We start from the raw sequence: 15,841 nt of genomic DNA on the forward strand, positions 1-15,841 counted from the left end.
TGGAGATCCCTGCAGCCAGATCGTCCCGCTCGAGCAACGAAACGAGTCAGTTCACGCAGTCGAGGGGCCATCCGCTTGCAGTCGCTCGACGAGTTCGGCGAGCGTCTCGAGGTCGTACTGCCCCGGTGCCGTCGCCCGCTCGGGGACGACTGGAGCATAGCCGATCCGCGAGCCGTAGACCGGGGCGACGGCCCGGGTGTGGCTGCCGGCCTCGCCCATCGACATCGTTGCCACGTCGTGTCCGGCGGCAGTAAGCTGGTGTGTCACCGTGAGCACCGCCAGCGCATCCTCGCGATCGGTAGCCGTTACGGCGAGTTTTCCCACGTCGCCGTACTCGCAAGCCTCGGTAAGCGTCTCACGCATCTCGACGGCACGCGGCGTCGCCTCGAAGTCGTGGGCCGAAACGACGACGCTCACGTCGCGTTCTCGTGCCGCTTCGCGGGCGTCAGTCGCCGCCGTCGCACCCGCCCGAAGCGACTCGAGTTCGATATCGATCGCCTCGACGGCGTCGAAGCGAGTCGCCGCGGCAAGCGTCTCGAGTCGGCCATCGTCAGTCGCTTCGCCGCCCTCCCACGCGGCCCGGTTCGTGGCGAGAATCGGCATTGCATCGGGCGTGGACGCGACCCGCTCGTCGTACGCCTCGAGCGCGGCGACCGGCTCGCTCGCCAGATCCATTCTGAACTCGATCGCGTCGGCGAACTCGCGGGCGGCCGGTTCCTCGCTGAGATCGGTAGTCGACGCGGCGAGCGTGAACGAATCGAACTCGAGACCCATACCGGAAACGTAGACGAGCGTGAGAAAAACGGTGTCGGTCCGGCGAGTGTTGCGAGGGAGGCGCTGATGCAACGTTGCTGCCGACCGAGTCAGGAGAGACCGATTACGCCAGTCCGAGCGTTTCCTCGGCTTCGAGGAGTTCGTGATAGCGGTTCCGGATGGTCACTTCGGAGATGTCCGCAACGTCGGAGACGGCGGCCTGCGTGGTCTTCTCGTTGGTCAGCAGTGCGGCGGCGTAGACGGCCGCGGCGGCGAGTCCGACCGGGGACTTGCCGGAGTGGACGCCCTTTTCCTTGGCGTTCTGGAGGAGTGCGCGAGCGCGGTGTTCGGCTTCGTCGGAGAGGTCGAGTCCCGACGCGAATCGCGGAACGTAGCTCTCGGGATCTGCGGGCTGGACTTCGAGTCCCAGTTCGCGAACGACGTAGCGGTAGGTGCGAGCGATTTCGTTTTTCTCGACGCGGGAGACGTCGGCGATTTCGTCGAGCGAGCGGGGAACGCCGGCCTGGCGAGCGGCGGCGTAGACGCAGGCGGTCGAGACGCCTTCGATCGAGCGGCCGGGAAGGAGGTCTTCGTCGAGTGCGCGTCGGTAGATAACGGAGGCTGTCTCGCGGACGTTCGTCGGCAGTCCCAGTGCGGAGGCCATGCGGTCGATTTCGCCCAGCGCCTGCTTCAGGTTGCGTTCCTTGGAGTCACGGGTGCGAAAGCGTTCGTTCCACTTGCGCAGGCGCTGCATCTTCTCGCGCTGGCGCGAGCCAAGTGAGTTCCCGTAGGCGTCTTTGTTGCGCCAGTCGATGTTCGTCGAGAGCCCCTTGTCGTGCATCGTGTTCGTCGTGGGTGCGCCCACGCGGGACTTCTCGTTTTTCTCGGCGGCGTCGAAGGCGCGCCACTCGGGGCCGCGGTCGACGGAGTCTTCCTCGACGACGAGCCCACAGTCCTCACAGACGGTTTCGCCGTGTTCGTCGTCGACGACGAGGTTGCCTGCACACTCCGGACAGACCAGGTCGCTCTCTTCGGTTTCGGTCTCCTGTTCGGCCGTCTCTTGTTCGCTACGCCGTACTCTCGTGTTTGATGATGTGTTTGTCATACGGTGGCAAATACTGCCCGGACAGGCGATTGCAAAAGCCCGGACGGATTCGTTACCTACCCCGTTCCGGGACACACGGGTTAAGGATTTCGGAATCTGCGCTCGATACCGCTCGAAAACGCGTAATTCGTCCGAACAGGGATGATAGATGACGATAGAACGAGCGGCCGAATCGAACCGGCCGAGCCAAGTACGAACGGCCCTCACTGCCGGCCATGAACGTCGCCGTTGGCAGCACGAATCCGGTCAAAATCGGGGCCGTCGAACGGACGCTCGAGCGGTTCGAGCCGACAGTTACGGCCGTCGCGGTCGATTCCGGCGTTTCCGAACAGCCCTGGTCGGTCGAGGAGACGATTACCGGCGCGCGCAACCGCGCTCGCCGTGCGTACCGGGCGCTGGCGGACGAATCGGACGGTGAGACGCCCGACTACGGCGTCGGGCTGGAAGGCGGCGTCGCCCGGTTTGACGGCACAGACGGCCTCTCGCTGATCATGTGGGCAGCCGTCACGGATGGTACTGACACGAATGTCGGTAGCGGCCCGTCACTGCGCCTCCCCGACGACGTGACCGGTCGTCTCGAAGCCGGCGACGAACTCGGCCCGGTGATGGACGACCTGCTCGATACGACCGGCGTCGCCGAAACCGAAGGTGCTGCCGGCGTCCTAACCGACGGCCTCACCGACCGAACGCAGGCGCTCGGGGAGGGCGTCGCGTGTGCGTTCGGACCGTTTCTGACCGGCTACTACGATCGAGAGTAGCCCATGAACCTGATGGTCAGTCACGCCGGAGAGTCAACGCGCTGAACGTATTAACTGGCCGTACCAACTTCCCCTTTCGAGACGATTATCGATCGATTACTTCCCCCTGAAACCGCATGCAGGCGGCGGGTTAACTTCACGTACCAAACCCCCTAAGGGAATCACCGCCGTGCCGAGTAGTATGAGCACCGCAATGGCCCCCGACCTCACGAGCAAACAACGCCAGATCCTGCAGTACTTCCGGGAACACGCGGCCACGAAAACCTACTTCAAATCCCGACTCATCGGACAGGAACTCGGCATGACCGCAAAAGAGGTCGGCTCGAACATCAGCGCCCTGCAGGAGGGCAACTGCGACGTCGAAATCGAGAAGTGGGGCTACTCCTCGAGCACCACCTGGAAGGTCAGTCTCTAAGGCTGCCACCTCACCGCCCACGGGACACCTGTTTCCCTCGCCTTTATTCGCTCCTCCGTCCACCTCGTTACTACCGAATGCCACTCCCGATCCTCTTCGATATGGACGGCATCATTCTCGAGGGCCCGCGAACCAGCCCTCAGGTGTACGCCGACGCCGTCGACGCCGCCCTCGCCGAACTCGATGCCACACCGTCACCCGCCCAGCGCCGCGAGCTGCAACGACACGATACAACCCACCTCTCGGAGCACTGCACCGCACTCGGTATCGATCCCGACCGATTCTGGGGTTCGATGTCGTCCGCGGGCGCGACCCGACCATCGACGGCTACCGCCGCCGAAAGCCAAATCCCTACTACATCGAAGATGCCCTCGCAACACTGGGCATCGACGACGACCCGCGAGGACTCTACGTCGGCGACTTCGAGAAAGACGTCATCGCCGGCACCGCTGCCGGCCTCGAGACCGCGTTCGTTCGCCGCCAGCACAATCGCGAACTCGACTGTCCCGCCGACGCGACCTACGAACTCGACTCACTGACCGAATTGTCGACGCTACTCGATGAACTCGACCGCTAAGCGCTGAGTGCCGAGTGCCGAGTGCGAACTCGATTCGAGTCAGCACGTGCCGGTTAGAACTCGCGCGCATCGCCCGCATAGTCATAGGCCAGATGTTGATCCGCGTTCCGCGCGAGTCGCATCGCTCGCTCGCCAAACGAGTCCGCGTGGCGCACGACGAGCAGGAGCACCGTGGTCGGGCGCTCGACCGTATAGCCACCTTCGCGGGAGAGCAATCCCGCCTCCTCGAGTTCACCCGCGTACTTGCTCACCGTCGGGGCGGACACGGCGAGTGCGTCCGCGAGGTCGCCGCCGGTCGCGTCCGGGTCCGAGAGGAGTTCGACGAGCATGCCGCGAGGAGTCTCGCGGCGAAGGTAGCCGAGTGCGTGTTTTTCGAACTCGTCGAAACGGTTTGCGAGGACGAACCGTTTGTAGTCGCCATCTCGGTAGCGTTCGATGGTTCCGGCGTCCGTCAGGTGACGCAGGTGGTGTTGGGTTTCGCCGGTTCCGAGCTGGAGATCGTCCCGGATTTTCGAAAAGTGTGCACCGGGTGTCGTCGAGAGGTAGCCGGTGATCGCGTCGCGAGCGTCGTTATCGCCCGTTTCAGCCGACGCCGTCTCGGAGAGGCCAGCAAGCGGGGAAGCAGCACCAACGGCGGCAAAGCGGCGCAAGGTGGCTCGTTTCTCGTCGTCGACCCCGTCGGACGATGTCATGAGTGTCTATCGTCCGAAAGGACCTGTACCGTAAAACAGGTTTCGCTCCCTCACTCGAATTGAAAGTGAAGACAGTCTCGTTTCTGAAGCGGTTGCGTCTCGGGCGGGACGAAAAAGTCGGTTGCACTCGGAGCAGCTGCCCGAGTTCAGTTTGGATTGCCGCGGGTTGTGTGGGTTAAACGGGAGCGAGTCAGCGATTAGGTATCAGTTAGTCGTCGCTGAATCGTCCGTTTCCGATGAGTCGCTCTCGCTTACAGGAGCGCCGCCGTCGGTCTGGCCTTCCTGGAACTCCTGGTCCATCTCTTCGATGACATCGTCGGGGTCGGAGATGCTGGCAGGGTCCTGGCCCTCCTTGATCGCCTGTGCTTCTTGTTCCATCGCCTCGACGTCCATATCGGCCTCTTGGTCGATCTCGCCGATGATCTCGCTGATATCGTCGAGACCGATCAGTTCGCGAGTCTCCTCGTCGAATCCGAGGCTCTCGAGTTCGGTGCCGTCTTCCTTGACGTCGCTGCCGGAGAGGTGTTTGCCGTAGCGCCCGAGCATCGAGGAGAGTTCCTGCGGGAGGACGAACGTCGTGGACTCGCCCTGGCCGATATCGGCGAGCGTGTCCATGCCCTTGTCGATGACGGCGCGTTCGCCCATGGATTCGGCCGAGCGAGCGCGCAGGACGGTCGAGATGGAGTCACCCTGCGCTTCGAGGATCTGGCTCTGCTTTTCACCTTGTGCGCGGATGATCTCACTCTGTTTGTCACCTTCTGCCTTCTCGACGGCGCTGCGGCGTTCACCCTGTGCTTCGAGGATCATGGCGCGGCGCTTACGCTCGGCGGAGGTCTGTTGCTCCATCGCGCGCTGGACGTCCTTCGAGGGGTTGACCTCGCGGACTTCGACGCTCTCGACACGGATCCCCCACTCGTCGGTGGGTTCGTCGAGTTCCTGGCGGATGCGGGCGTTGATCTCCTGGCGCTTGTTGAGCGTGTCGTCGAGTTCCATGTCGCCCAGGACGGCACGGAGGGTGGTCTGGGCGAGGTTGGAGACGGCCTTCTTGTAGTTGTCGACCTCGAGGAAGGCCTTCTTGGCGTCCATCACCTTGATGTAGACGACGGCGTCGGCCGTGACGGGCGAGTTGTCGCGGGTGATGGCTTCCTGGCGGGGAACGTCGAGCGTCTGCGTTCGCATGTCGAACCGGTAGGTGTTCGAGACGAACGGCGGGACGAAGTTGATACCGGGTTCGAGGAGTTTGCGGTACTCACCGAAGACGGTGAGGGCTCGTTTCTCGTACGCGTCGACGATCTCGATCGCACTGAGAAGTGCGGCGATGACGAGGACGAGGACGAGTGCACCGAGGAACAGTGCAATACCACCGGCGGTCTGCAGGGGGAACAGTTCTACGACCATAATCTGCCCTTGTGGCGGTGACGGGAAAAGTGTTCCCGTATTTACCTAAGGAAGCCGAACTCACTTCAGGAGTGGTCTGTTTCGGAGAGGGATTCGTTGAGAACGGATGAGTGGGACTGAGACTGGGGCTGCGTGTCCGTCTCGGCGTCCACACTGTCCTCGTCCTTGCCATCACTCTCTCTATCGCCACCGCCATTGTCATTGTCATCGCCCTCGAAATCGGAACTCGACGCGCCGGTCGTCGTCTCCGTGTCGGTACCAGCGTCGGTACCGTCATCGTCGACCGCTTCCGGTTCGGTCGCCTCGCGTTCGGCATCCGTCGACTCCGTCGCGAGCGCCCGATCGATTTCGTCCTCGCCGATCGATCCGAGCGATTCGACCGTCAGGACGTTGCCGCCGCCCGGATCGATGACGATGACTTCCTCGCCCTCCTCGATCGTGCCGCTGGTCGTCCGGGCGCTGTAGAACGGCGCAAAGCCACCATCGTCGAGTTTCACCTCGCCGCCACGGGTCGAGACCGCTTCGGTGACGTAGCCCGTCGAGCCCGACAGGGAATCGGAGTCGGACGTCTGGGCCGTCCCCTTCCCGCCGTAGAAGTCGAACTCGTTGTAGATGTAGGCGGCGACGATCCCGAATCCGAGTGTCAGTGCTGCCAGAACGAACAGGTTCAGGGGCCCCGGGAAGAGGACGCCGATCAGCCCTGCACCGACCAGTGCGACACCGATAACGATGAGATGTGCCCCGGGGGAGAGGGCCTCGAGCAGCATGAGGACGAGACCCACCGACAGGAGCAACAGCGGCGCGTTCCCAGCAAGGGCATCAAGCATGGCTGATGCTACGGGCTCACCCCGATTAAATGTTTACTGCTGATCATGCTTCTCTCCTGCATCAGAACCAGGGGAAACGAGTGCTACGCGGGCTAAATACTAGGGCGAACCGTTCGTAATCGTCGTGTGGGCCCCGATGAGCGCGCCTGCCAGATCGAGATCTTCGAGATACGTCCCCTCGTCGATAATCGACCGACGGATATCGCCGTTCTGGACCGTCGCCGACGGGAAGATGACGGCGTGGTCGACCGTCGTACCCTCAAGCGTTACGTCACCCATCACGTGGACGTTGTCACCGATCGTGACGTTCTCGAGCGCCGCCGAATCGGCGATCAGCGACTCGCCGTCGAGGTGCCAGGAGACGGCGTCGAGATAGCTCTCGGGCGTCCCGATATCGAACCACGCACCCTCGAAGGTGTAAGCGTACGTCGACTCGCGGTTCTGGAGCCACTGGACGAACCAGCCGGGCTCGTCCGGGTTGTTCCCCTCCTCGAGATACGTCGAGAGCAAGGAAAGCGAATCCCGTGGAAACGCATAACAGGCGATCGAAACGAGCGTACTCCGCGGATCGTCGGGTTTCTCCTGAAAGTCGACGACGCGGTCGCCCTCGAGTTCAACCAGGCCGTAGGATTTGGCTTTCTCCCGCGAACCGACATCGTAGGCGGCGAGCGTCGGCGCATCCTGTTCCTGGAAGTAATCGAGGAAGTCGTCGATATCGAAACTGATCAGGTTGTCGCCGGCGATGATCAGCAGGTCGTCGTCGACGTTCTCGCGGTTGATCAACTGGGCCAGCGCGCCGACGACGCCGAATTTGTCGTCCTCCTCGGTCGTGTCCTCGATCGAGAGTTGGGGTTTGTCGAACTCGCTGTCGTCGAGGTGTGCCTCGAAGTCGGCGGCGAATCGCTCGTTCGTACTCACGAACACCTCGTCGATTCGCTCGTCCGCTTCGAGTTCAGCGAAGATTCGGTCGATCACGGTCGAGTCACCGATCGGGAGGAACATCTTGGGCCGATGTTTCGTGATCGGCCACATGCGAGTTGCATAGCCACCCGCGAGGACGACGGCCTTCATGAGAGCGTGTTCATCTGCTGGATGTAAGTTACTTACCCTTTCATGAAACACCCCGACTCTATCGGGCGATTTAGCGGTACCGCTTATTTCCAGTAGTAGTGAGGGCCGCTGTAAGGAGAGCGCCAAACCGATAACAGTTGGGCGCGAACCGGTCCGTATGCGAGAGGCCGACGAAACGACCCGGCAGCGACTCGCCGACGCGCTTCGCGCCGAGCCAGCGACGCCAAGTGAACTCGCAGTGCAACTCGAGCTGACGCCGGAGGCGGTACTTCGACACGTCGAACACGTTTCTCGGTCGGTCGATCCAACGGACGAACAATTCCTCGTTGCACCCCCGCAGTGTCGAGACTGCGGCTTCGAGGGTTTCGACGACCTCGTGAATCGTCCGTCTCGGTGTCCCTCCTGTAAGAGCGAGGCGGTCACGGAGCCGACGTTTACGATCGAATCGTGACACTGTAGCTGAGCGTCTCGAGGGACAGTGTTCGCGGCCCAGACCGCGTCACTGCCTGCGCTCGAAACACACACGGAGGACGATAGATAAGGAATCGAGAAAAATCTACCCTCACTTCGACACTAATATTTAGTGGGGGCCCGAGAAATGGGGACACAGTCTCGAACACGCGATCGAGATTCCCGCTCAGATCGGACCCATGCGACTGCCCACAGCGAGGTCCCCCCGCGACTGCCCGCGGAGACGGCCACACACGAACACCCACCGCACGCTACTCACAGCACCCACTATCACACATGACTGCAACCTCTCACTCAGCCGTCGACTGCGCCGAGTTCATCCTCGCAGCCCTCGACTGGCTCGAGGCTCGCGACGACCTGACGGACCCGACAGCCATCGACGACGCGTTCGAACTCCTCGCCAGCGAACGACGGCGCCTGTTTCTCGAGGTGATGACCACTTACGAGGACGATTTGACCCTGCCCGACGTGGCAGAGGAGGTTGCCGTCCGCGAAACTGACACGGCAGTGGCCGAGCTCCCGGCCGATCGCGTCGCGGAAACGTATATCTCCCTGTATCACGACCATCTGCCGCGGCTCGTCGACGCCGGCCTCATCGAGTACGACCAGGAACGCGACCTCGTCCACCCCACCGCGATCCGAACGCCCTAGTTAGAACTCGACGTTCGAGGTCGACGTGAGATCGTCGTCCGTCTCGACCGGGCCGCGGCCGACGAACTCGTAGTCGTCGTCGGTCAGGTAGACGGCTCCGTCCGCGACCGTCACGTCGAGTGCAGCGAGCGTCGCGCCCTCGCAGGGACCGTACGTACACAGTCCGGAGTCAGCCTCGAAGTACGCCCCGTGGTTCTCACAGACCAGTTCGTCGTTGCGCATGGCCGCACCGGAGCCTTTGTCGAGTTTGATGTGCGTAAAGTGCTGGCAGAAGTTGAGCCAGCAGGCGACCTCGGATCGCTCGCCGGAGTCGGCTGCGGTTGCGACGAGGATCGCCTCCTGCTCGGTTCCGGAGGCAGTCGTGCAACTGCCGCTTGCGGGCTCGGTCGACCGGTCCGGCGTCCGTTCTGCAACCCGAAACAACAGCGTCGAGTTCGTCGGTACCTCGGAAAGCGCTGCGATCCGCCGCTCGGCGTCGATCCCCATCGGTACGCAGTTTTGAGCGGCGCGTGGTCAACGTTTCGACTCAGCAAGCCGCTGCTGGGAGCAGTCTCGCGCCTTAGAGCCAGTCGCTCCCACCGGGTAGCGAGTAACACGTCCGCTCGACGAGTTCGTCGTACAGCCCCGACAGCTGTGCCGTGATCGGCCCGCCGCCGATCGGGGTTCCGTCGAGGCTTTCGATCGGACGCAGCTCCCACGTCCGGTTCGTGAGAAACGCCTCGTCGGCGTCGGCGACAGTTTCGAACTCGTAGGTACCCGTTCGAACCGGCACGTCGGTCGTCTCGGCCAGTTCGAGGACGAGTTCGCGCGTGATTCCCGGAAGCACCGAGCCGTCGGTCGAGGGGGTATAGAGGACCTCGTCCCGGACGAAAAATAGGTTGCTCGTCGCGCCTTCGGCCACGAAACCTTCGGTGTCGCACATGAGCGCCTCGTCGGCCTGCGAATCGGCGGCGGCGAGTTCGGTTCGAGCGAGGATGCCGTTCAGGTAGTTGTGCGTTTTCGCGCCCGACGGAAGCGCGTCGTCGGGGATGCGCTGCGTCTCGACCCGTCGAACGGTCGCCGGTGCATCCCAGACCGAGGTCCCATCGAGACCGCCGCGGGGGAGGGGGCTAACGTAGACGACGACGGTCGGCTCAACGGCGGGCCGAGGCGTCAATTTACCGGGCTGGACGCCCCGCGTGATCGAGAGGCGGAGGTAGGCGTCGTCGAGTTCGTTTGCATCGAGGGTGGCCCGGATGCGCTGGTGGAGGTCGTCGGCCGACAGCCCGTGGTCGAGCGAGAGCGCCTCGCAGGTCCGTTCGAGGCGATCGACGTGGCGATCCCACTCGAAGACCGTGCCGCCGTAGGCGCGAAGCGTCTCGAAGGCGGCGTCGCCGTAGCGAAAGCCGCGGTCGTCGACGCTGACGGCGGCCTCGCTCGCGGGAACGAGTTCACCGTTGACGTGATACTGGTGCTCGGGTCGGTCAGTCATCGGTGAGTCTCCACGTTCGAGGCGTCGACTGCGAGTCGACAGAAGTTTTCGATGAGTTGTTTGCCGAGTGCAAGCGTGATGTCGTCGTCGAGATCATTGCCGTCAGGGGTGTCGGTGTGAGGATCGTGGTCGGTCGTCGATTCTGCTGGGCGCGTCAGAATGCTCTCCGGATGGAACTGCACGCCGAAGTGGGGCTTCTCGCGGTGGCGGACCGCCATCGAGATACGCCGATCGTCGGTCGTCCGTGCGGTTTCGACGAGCGACTCCGCCAGCGCGCCGCGCTCGACGGCGAGAGAGTGATAGCGCCCAACCTGGAACTGCTCCGGGAGGCCGGCGAACAGGCCCGCTCCGTCGTGGCTGATCGTCGACGGTTTGCCGTGGACGACCGACGGCGCGTGGCCGACCGGCGTCCCGTGGGCCGCACAGAGGGCCTGGTGTCCGAGACAGACGCCGAGGATCGGGTAGTCGGTTTCGGCGAACAGCGGCACTGAGACGCCGGCCTCCCGCGGCGTTCCCGGGCCGGGAGAGACGACGATTCCCGTCGGATCGAGTTCGCGAACGGTGTCGAGATCGAGAGCGTCATTGCGGCGGACGAGCACCTCGCCAGCGTCGGGGACTGCGGCCGCGTGCGATGCCGAGACGGCCTCGCCGACGTACTGGACCAGGTTGTAGACGAACGAATCGTAGTTGTCGACGACTAGAATCCGGACCGGGTCAGTCACGCGACTCACCGCCGTTTGCGTTTGTGTCTGGGTTTGGGTCTGGATCTGTGTCCGTGTTCGCGTCCGCGTTCGCATTCGCGTTCGTGTCGGTATTCGTGATCGCAGCGTCGGAATCCTCCCCGTCGTCGTCGAGTTCCATATCGGCCCGGTCACCCAGCGCCTCGTCGACCGCGTTCAACAGCGCGCGAGCCTTGGCGAGCGTCTCGTCGTACTCGCTATCTGGGTCCGAGTCGTGAACGATCCCCGCGCCGACGCGGAGGTGGAACTCGTTTTCGTGACGGACCAGCGTCCGGATCACGATGTTGAGGATCGCTCGGCCGTCGAACCCGAAGATACCGACGCTTCCCGTGTACGGGCCGCGACGGGTTGTCTCGAGTTCGTCGATGAGTTCCATCGTCCGGGGCTTTGGCGCGCCCGTAATCGTGCCGCCCGGAAACACGGCTGCGACGGCGTCCGCGAGGGATACCCCCTCTCGGAGCCTGCCGGTCACGTCGGAAACGAGGTGCATCACCTCCGCGTAGCGGTCGACCCGACGATACTCGGACACGTCGACGGAACCGTATTCGCAGACCTTTCCCAGATCGTTGCGTTCCAGATCGACCAACATTGCGTGTTCGGCGCGCTCCTTCTCGTCCCGCCGCAGGTCGGCCTCGAGTTCGGCGTCCGCGGCCGGCGTCTCTCCGCGCGGTCGCGTGCCCGCGATGGGTTCCGTTCTGACGAGGGCACCGTCGCGCGCGTGTCGACCGCGTCCACGAGCAGACGCCGAGCGCTCGAGCAACAGTTCCGGACTCGCACTCACCAGATCGACAGCGCCGAACTCGAGCAAGCAAGAGTAGGGAGCCGGATTCACGCGGCGGACGGCGTCGTAGGCAGCGACGGGATGGACCGCCGCGGGGGCGACTAACCGCTGGGAAATATTCGCCTGAAAGGTCTCTCCATCCCGAACGGCCGCTTTGACCCGACGGACGCGTTCGGCGAACGCCTCGCGGCCACACTCGCTCTCGAAGGTCGCCGCGGGCGTTTCGACCGGCGGCGCTCCGACCCCCGGATCACCCTCTCGAATCCGACCTGCGAGTTCGAGCGCGCGCTCGCGACCGTACTCGTAGGCGGCCCCGAGTTCGTCCTCGGTCGGCCCGAACCGGAACTGGGGCTCGTTCGCGCGGGCGGCGACAGCAGCTGAACTCGTCGCCGCTTGTTCCTGTTCCTGTCCCTGCCCCACTGTACCGCCGTCGATCAGCGGACACGCCGTAATCCGGAGCGTCACCGCATCGTCGGTCGGGGCCTGCCAGGACGCCAGCCGGTCGTACACTGCGACTTCGAGCCGGGGCAGTCCGCGGTCGTCGTCGGCCGCGCTCGGCAGCGCTTCGAGCTCGCGGGCGATGTCGTAGGAGAGCCAGCCGATCGCGCCGCAGGGGACGGGAACGTCGCAGTCGCCGCGGGCGAGCGTCGTCCCTGCGAGCAGGGAGTCGAGCGCGGTGAGTGACGGGGAGTCGGATCCGCGCGCGCCGACGGACGGACTCCCGTCGGCGTCGTCCGACCTGGTGACCGCCTCGGCACCGACCGTTATCCGATCGATCGGGTCGATGCCGAAGTATCCCCAGCCCGACTGCCCGCCGGTCGTCTCGAGAATGGCACTTCTCGGCCGGCCGCCTTCCGCATCAGTGGTTGCGTTGAACTCGTCTCTCGAGAGACGTGCGCGGCGGTACGCAAGGAACGGGTCCGAAACGGTGAGTCGGACTTCGACCGGCACGCGAACGCACGGATCACGTGTCGTCGGCGTAGCGTCGCCATCCGTCGAGTGCAGTGACTCGCGGGCGACATCTCGAAAGGCCGCACGCGAGGTGATGACACGCGGGTCGCTCATAGCCGTCGAGAGGAGCCAGTACCCTAATCATGTTGCGATTCATGCAGCGGTCCAGCGTGAGCCAGGAAGACGAGAAGCGAGAGTTCGAAGATGGATCCTCGCCACCAGCCGCTTGCGGTACTTCCAAATTTAGCGGACTTCAGCCCTGTCGATCCAGCCCTGGATCCGCGTTTCGGAGATGTCCGTCGCGTCGGCGAGTGCGGCTGCATCGGCGTCGGCAAGTTCGGGGATGGTGTCGACGCCGGCACCGGCGAGTCGGTCGGCGTAGGCCGGTCCGATGCCCTTGATATCCGTGACCGGATCGGCCTGTTCGGCGGTGGCGTCGGATTCGGCCTGTTCGATGGGGTCGTCGTCCTGTTCAGCTGCCTCGTCGGCCTCGGGTTCTTGCTCCTGCTCGGGCTCTTCTGTCGGTTCCTCATCACCCTCCGCTCGCTCCGAAAGATCGGGCGTCTTGTCCGCCGTCGGCGCTGCGTCCGTCTCCGTCGGCCCTGTTGCCTCGGCGGGTTCGGCTGCCTCGTCGGGTTCGTCGGGCGTCTCGGTTACTGACCCTGTCGACCCAGCGGCACTCGTTTCGGCTGCGGCCGATTCCGACTCGTCGGTGTCAGCGTCGGAATCGGAATCAGCCCCGAGATCAGTATCAGTATCAGTATCAGTATCAGCGTCAGTACCAGTATCAGTATCAGCATCCGCATCACCATCCCCTGTCACATCATCATCAGCCGCAGACGGTTGATCGGCCGACGAAGACGTGGACGCGGACGTAGATGTGGACGACGCGGACGATGGTGCTGGCGCACTCTCGACACCAGTATCGTCTGCTGCCCCTTCCTGCTGGTCACCCGCCCGTTCCCGTTCGACCGTCACACCGACTTCCCGAGACCCTCGGCGATCTGTACTCGAGTCGCCGAGACCCAACAACGACTTTAGCTTTTCGAGGATTGCCATTGTCCCGACATAGTCGTCTCTGTCACTTAAATTCGTCTGATACGATGGGCCTGAAACGCACGAATTACCGCGCTCCGCGCCGGCGCTACAACCGCGACCGCAACGCCTCGTTCATCTCATCGACCGGAGCATCGCGGCCGGTCCACAGTTCGAACGCCTCGACGCCCTGGTAAAGCAACATCCAGGCCCCGTCGACCGTCCGCGCACCGACCGCCGCGGCATCTCGAAGCAGGCGCGTCTCGAGCGGGCGGTAAACGGCGTCCATCACGACGAGTTCAGCGTGGAGCGCATCGGCCGGCACCAGCGTGGCGTCGTCTTCCATGCCGACGCTGGTGGCGTTTACCAGCACGTCGGCCTGCGCGAGGAGGGAGTCGAGCGTGTCGTCGGCGAGGTCGTGACCGGTCGCGCCCGGCACGTCGTCGGCGAGGTCGTGGGCCGTCGACTCGGTGCGGTTTGCAATCGCGACGTCCGCGCCCGCGTCCGAGAGCGCGAACGAAATCGCGCGGCCGGCACCGCCGGCACCGACGACGACGGCGGCGGCGTTTTCGATCGTGACCTCGTGTTCGCGGAGCGCGCGCAGCGCACCCGCGGCGTCGGTGTTGTATCCGGTCGGCTGCTCGGCCGCGCTGTTCGAGAAGTCGATCGTGTTGACCGCCCCGATTCGCGCGGCCAGATCGTCTGGTTCGACGAGATCGAGCGCGTCCTGCTTGAACGGGATGGTCACGTTCAGTCCCGTGATTCCGAGCGCCGCTGCGCCGTCGATCGCGGCGGCGAGATCGTCCGGGTCGGGTTCGAAGGTGACGTAGCGGGCGTCGAATCCGAGTTCGTCGTAGGCGGCCTCGTGCATCGGCGGCGAGAGCGAGTGGCCGACGGGGTTGCCGAGCAGTCCGAAGACGTCCATAGCCATGTCTGGCTCTGGTTCGACGCGGCGAGGGTATAATGGGTGTGGCTTCGGACCGGCTGGACGAGCGAAAGACGGAGAGACGAACCGAGTCCCACTACGCCGTCTCGAATCGCTTATACTCCCCTCGTGAGTACCACCGGTCGTGTCTGGCGAAACCCTCCTGCCGATCCTCCTGCTCGCGGCCGGCGTGGTCGCCCTCTATGTCGGCGCTGAACTCCTCGTCGCCGGAGCCAGCCGGCTCGCGCTGGGGATCGGGCTCCGGGCCGCGACCGTCGGCGTCACCGTCATCGCGTTCGCGACCACCGCACCCGAACTCTTCGTGTCGACCATCGGCGCGCTGAACGTCTCGACCGACATCGGACTCGGCGCGATCGTCGGCTCGAACATCGCCAACATCGGGCTCGTCCTCGGCGTCTCGGCGCTCATCCGTCCGCTGCCGGTCGGAGAAACGGTCATGCGTCGCCACGTCCCCGTCATGGGACTGGCCGCGCTTTTGCTGGTCGTTCTCGGGCTCGACGGCACGCTCGGGCGCATCGAGGGGATCGTCTTCCTGCTCGTACTCGCCGGGTTCACCGGCTACCTGCTGCACAACGCCGGGAACGATCCGATCGCGATGGACGAGCTTCCCGACGATGTCGCCGACGGCGAGGCCGAGAACGACGACAGCGCTGCGGACGCCACCGGCCGCGATACCGCCGACGCGACGAGCGCAACCGACACGACGGACGCGACCGCCGGTACCGCCACCGCAAGCGGCATCGCCCTCCGCGACATCGCACTCGTCCTCGCCGGCCTGCTCGCGCTCCTCGTCGGCTCGCGCTGGCTCGTCTCCGGCGGCACCGACCTCCTGTCCGCGCTCGGCTTCTCCGATCTCTTCATCGGCCTCACCGTCCTCGCCCTCGGCACCTCGCTTCCCGAACTCGCCGCCTCGGTCGTCGGTGCGATCCGCGACGAAGCCGGCTTCGCCATCGGCAACGTCGTCGGCTCGAACATCTACAACATCCTCGCCGTCCTCGGCGTCGTCGCCGTCATCACGCCCATCGACATCGCGCCCGGAACGCTCCGGTTCGAGTTCCCCTTCCTCGTCGCCGTCACCGTCATGGTCGTCGGGCTCATGGCCTACGGCCGGCGGCTCACGCGCCGCGACGGCGTCGCCCTCATCGCCGGCTACGGCGTCTTCATCGCCCTGCTCGCGCTCTGAGACGGGGACGAAAGCG

General features: G+C 64.4%; 17 protein-coding genes and 1 pseudogene. 6 read left to right on the top strand and 12 right to left on the bottom strand.

What is annotated here, in order from left to right; genetic code table 11:
• Positions 1 to 51 precede the first annotated feature (51 nt).
• On the bottom strand, positions 52 to 774 hold the full coding sequence (locus C480_RS06515) for a type I 3-dehydroquinate dehydratase (protein WP_006664827.1): 723 nt from the start codon (positions 772 to 774) through the stop codon (positions 52 to 54).
• 103 nt (positions 775 to 877) lie between these two features.
• Positions 878 to 1,858: a transcription initiation factor IIB gene (locus C480_RS06520; RefSeq protein WP_006664828.1), complete on the bottom strand. Its 981-nt coding sequence runs from the start codon at positions 1,856 to 1,858 to the stop codon at positions 878 to 880.
• 215 nt (positions 1,859 to 2,073) lie between these two features.
• On the opposite strand from C480_RS06520, the gene C480_RS06525 reads away from it, so the two are divergent.
• From C480_RS06525 to C480_RS06535, 3 genes and pseudogenes are all read left to right on the top strand, one after another.
• On the top strand, positions 2,074 to 2,616 hold the full coding sequence (locus C480_RS06525) for a DUF84 family protein (RefSeq protein ID WP_006664829.1): 543 nt from the start codon (positions 2,074 to 2,076) through the stop codon (positions 2,614 to 2,616).
• Between the two features lie 193 nt (positions 2,617 to 2,809).
• Positions 2,810 to 3,031, top strand: a complete 222-nt coding sequence (locus C480_RS06530; protein ID WP_006110412.1) for a DUF7123 family protein — start codon at positions 2,810 to 2,812, stop codon at positions 3,029 to 3,031.
• 77 nt (positions 3,032 to 3,108) lie between these two features.
• Positions 3,109 to 3,608 (top strand): annotated as a pseudogene (locus tag C480_RS06535) (HAD family hydrolase).
• Between the two features lie 53 nt (positions 3,609 to 3,661).
• Here C480_RS06535 and C480_RS06540 read toward each other — a convergent pair.
• The 4 genes from C480_RS06540 to C480_RS06555 all read right to left on the bottom strand — a co-directional run bounded on the left by C480_RS06540 (position 3,662) and on the right by C480_RS06555 (position 7,596).
• A complete protein-coding gene (locus C480_RS06540; protein WP_006664831.1) occupies positions 3,662 to 4,300 on the bottom strand; it encodes a winged helix-turn-helix transcriptional regulator in 639 nt (212 codons plus the stop codon).
• A gap of 204 nt (positions 4,301 to 4,504) precedes the next feature.
• A complete protein-coding gene (locus C480_RS06545; protein ID WP_006664832.1) occupies positions 4,505 to 5,698 on the bottom strand; it encodes an SPFH domain-containing protein in 1,194 nt (397 codons plus the stop codon).
• A gap of 65 nt (positions 5,699 to 5,763) precedes the next feature.
• Entirely contained in the window at positions 5,764 to 6,525 is a 762-nt protein-coding gene (locus C480_RS06550) for an NfeD family protein (protein ID WP_006664833.1), read from the bottom strand.
• 99 nt (positions 6,526 to 6,624) lie between these two features.
• Positions 6,625 to 7,596, bottom strand: coding sequence for a sugar phosphate nucleotidyltransferase (locus tag C480_RS06555; RefSeq protein WP_006664834.1), 972 nt, complete (start codon positions 7,594 to 7,596; stop codon positions 6,625 to 6,627).
• Between the two features lie 157 nt (positions 7,597 to 7,753).
• Here C480_RS06555 and C480_RS06560 point away from each other — a divergent pair, with 157 nt between their 5' ends.
• Positions 7,754 to 8,047, top strand: a complete 294-nt coding sequence (locus C480_RS06560; protein WP_006664835.1) for a transcriptional regulator — start codon at positions 7,754 to 7,756, stop codon at positions 8,045 to 8,047.
• Positions 8,048 to 8,343: 296 nt separating this feature from the next.
• Entirely contained in the window at positions 8,344 to 8,718 is a 375-nt protein-coding gene (locus C480_RS06565; RefSeq protein ID WP_006664836.1) for a DUF7344 domain-containing protein, read from the top strand.
• Here the strand turns inward: C480_RS06565 and C480_RS06570 are convergent, their stop codons facing one another.
• The 6 genes from C480_RS06570 to C480_RS06595 form a co-directional block, all read right to left on the bottom strand.
• Complete coding sequence (locus C480_RS06570; RefSeq protein WP_006664837.1) at positions 8,719 to 9,204, bottom strand: Rieske (2Fe-2S) protein; 486 nt, start codon at positions 9,202 to 9,204, stop codon at positions 8,719 to 8,721.
• Between the two features lie 73 nt (positions 9,205 to 9,277).
• Entirely contained in the window at positions 9,278 to 10,189 is a 912-nt protein-coding gene (locus tag C480_RS06575; protein ID WP_006664838.1) for an aminotransferase class IV, read from the bottom strand.
• Positions 10,186 to 10,911 (bottom strand): anthranilate synthase component II, encoded by a 726-nt coding sequence (locus C480_RS06580; protein ID WP_006664839.1) that lies wholly within the window; start codon positions 10,909 to 10,911, stop codon positions 10,186 to 10,188. Before C480_RS06580 ends, C480_RS06575 begins: the two co-directional genes overlap by 4 nt.
• Positions 10,904 to 12,775, bottom strand: a complete 1,872-nt coding sequence (locus C480_RS06585) for an anthranilate synthase component I family protein (RefSeq protein WP_006664840.1) — start codon at positions 12,773 to 12,775, stop codon at positions 10,904 to 10,906. The genes C480_RS06580 and C480_RS06585 overlap by 8 nt, the downstream gene beginning before the upstream one ends.
• 129 nt (positions 12,776 to 12,904) lie before the next feature.
• Entirely contained in the window at positions 12,905 to 13,720 is an 816-nt protein-coding gene (locus C480_RS06590) for a helix-hairpin-helix domain-containing protein (RefSeq protein ID WP_049903304.1), read from the bottom strand.
• Between the two features lie 85 nt (positions 13,721 to 13,805).
• Positions 13,806 to 14,621 (bottom strand): shikimate dehydrogenase, encoded by an 816-nt coding sequence (locus C480_RS06595; protein WP_006664842.1) that lies wholly within the window; start codon positions 14,619 to 14,621, stop codon positions 13,806 to 13,808.
• 145 nt (positions 14,622 to 14,766) lie between these two features.
• On the opposite strand from C480_RS06595, the gene C480_RS06600 reads away from it, so the two are divergent.
• Entirely contained in the window at positions 14,767 to 15,825 is a 1,059-nt protein-coding gene (locus tag C480_RS06600; protein WP_006664843.1) for a calcium/sodium antiporter, read from the top strand.
• Positions 15,826 to 15,841 lie beyond the last annotated feature (16 nt).

Origin of the sequence: Natrialba aegyptia DSM 13077 (assembly GCF_000337535.1) — an archaeon.
Lineage (GTDB): Archaea > Halobacteriota > Halobacteria > Halobacteriales > Natrialbaceae > Natrialba > Natrialba aegyptia.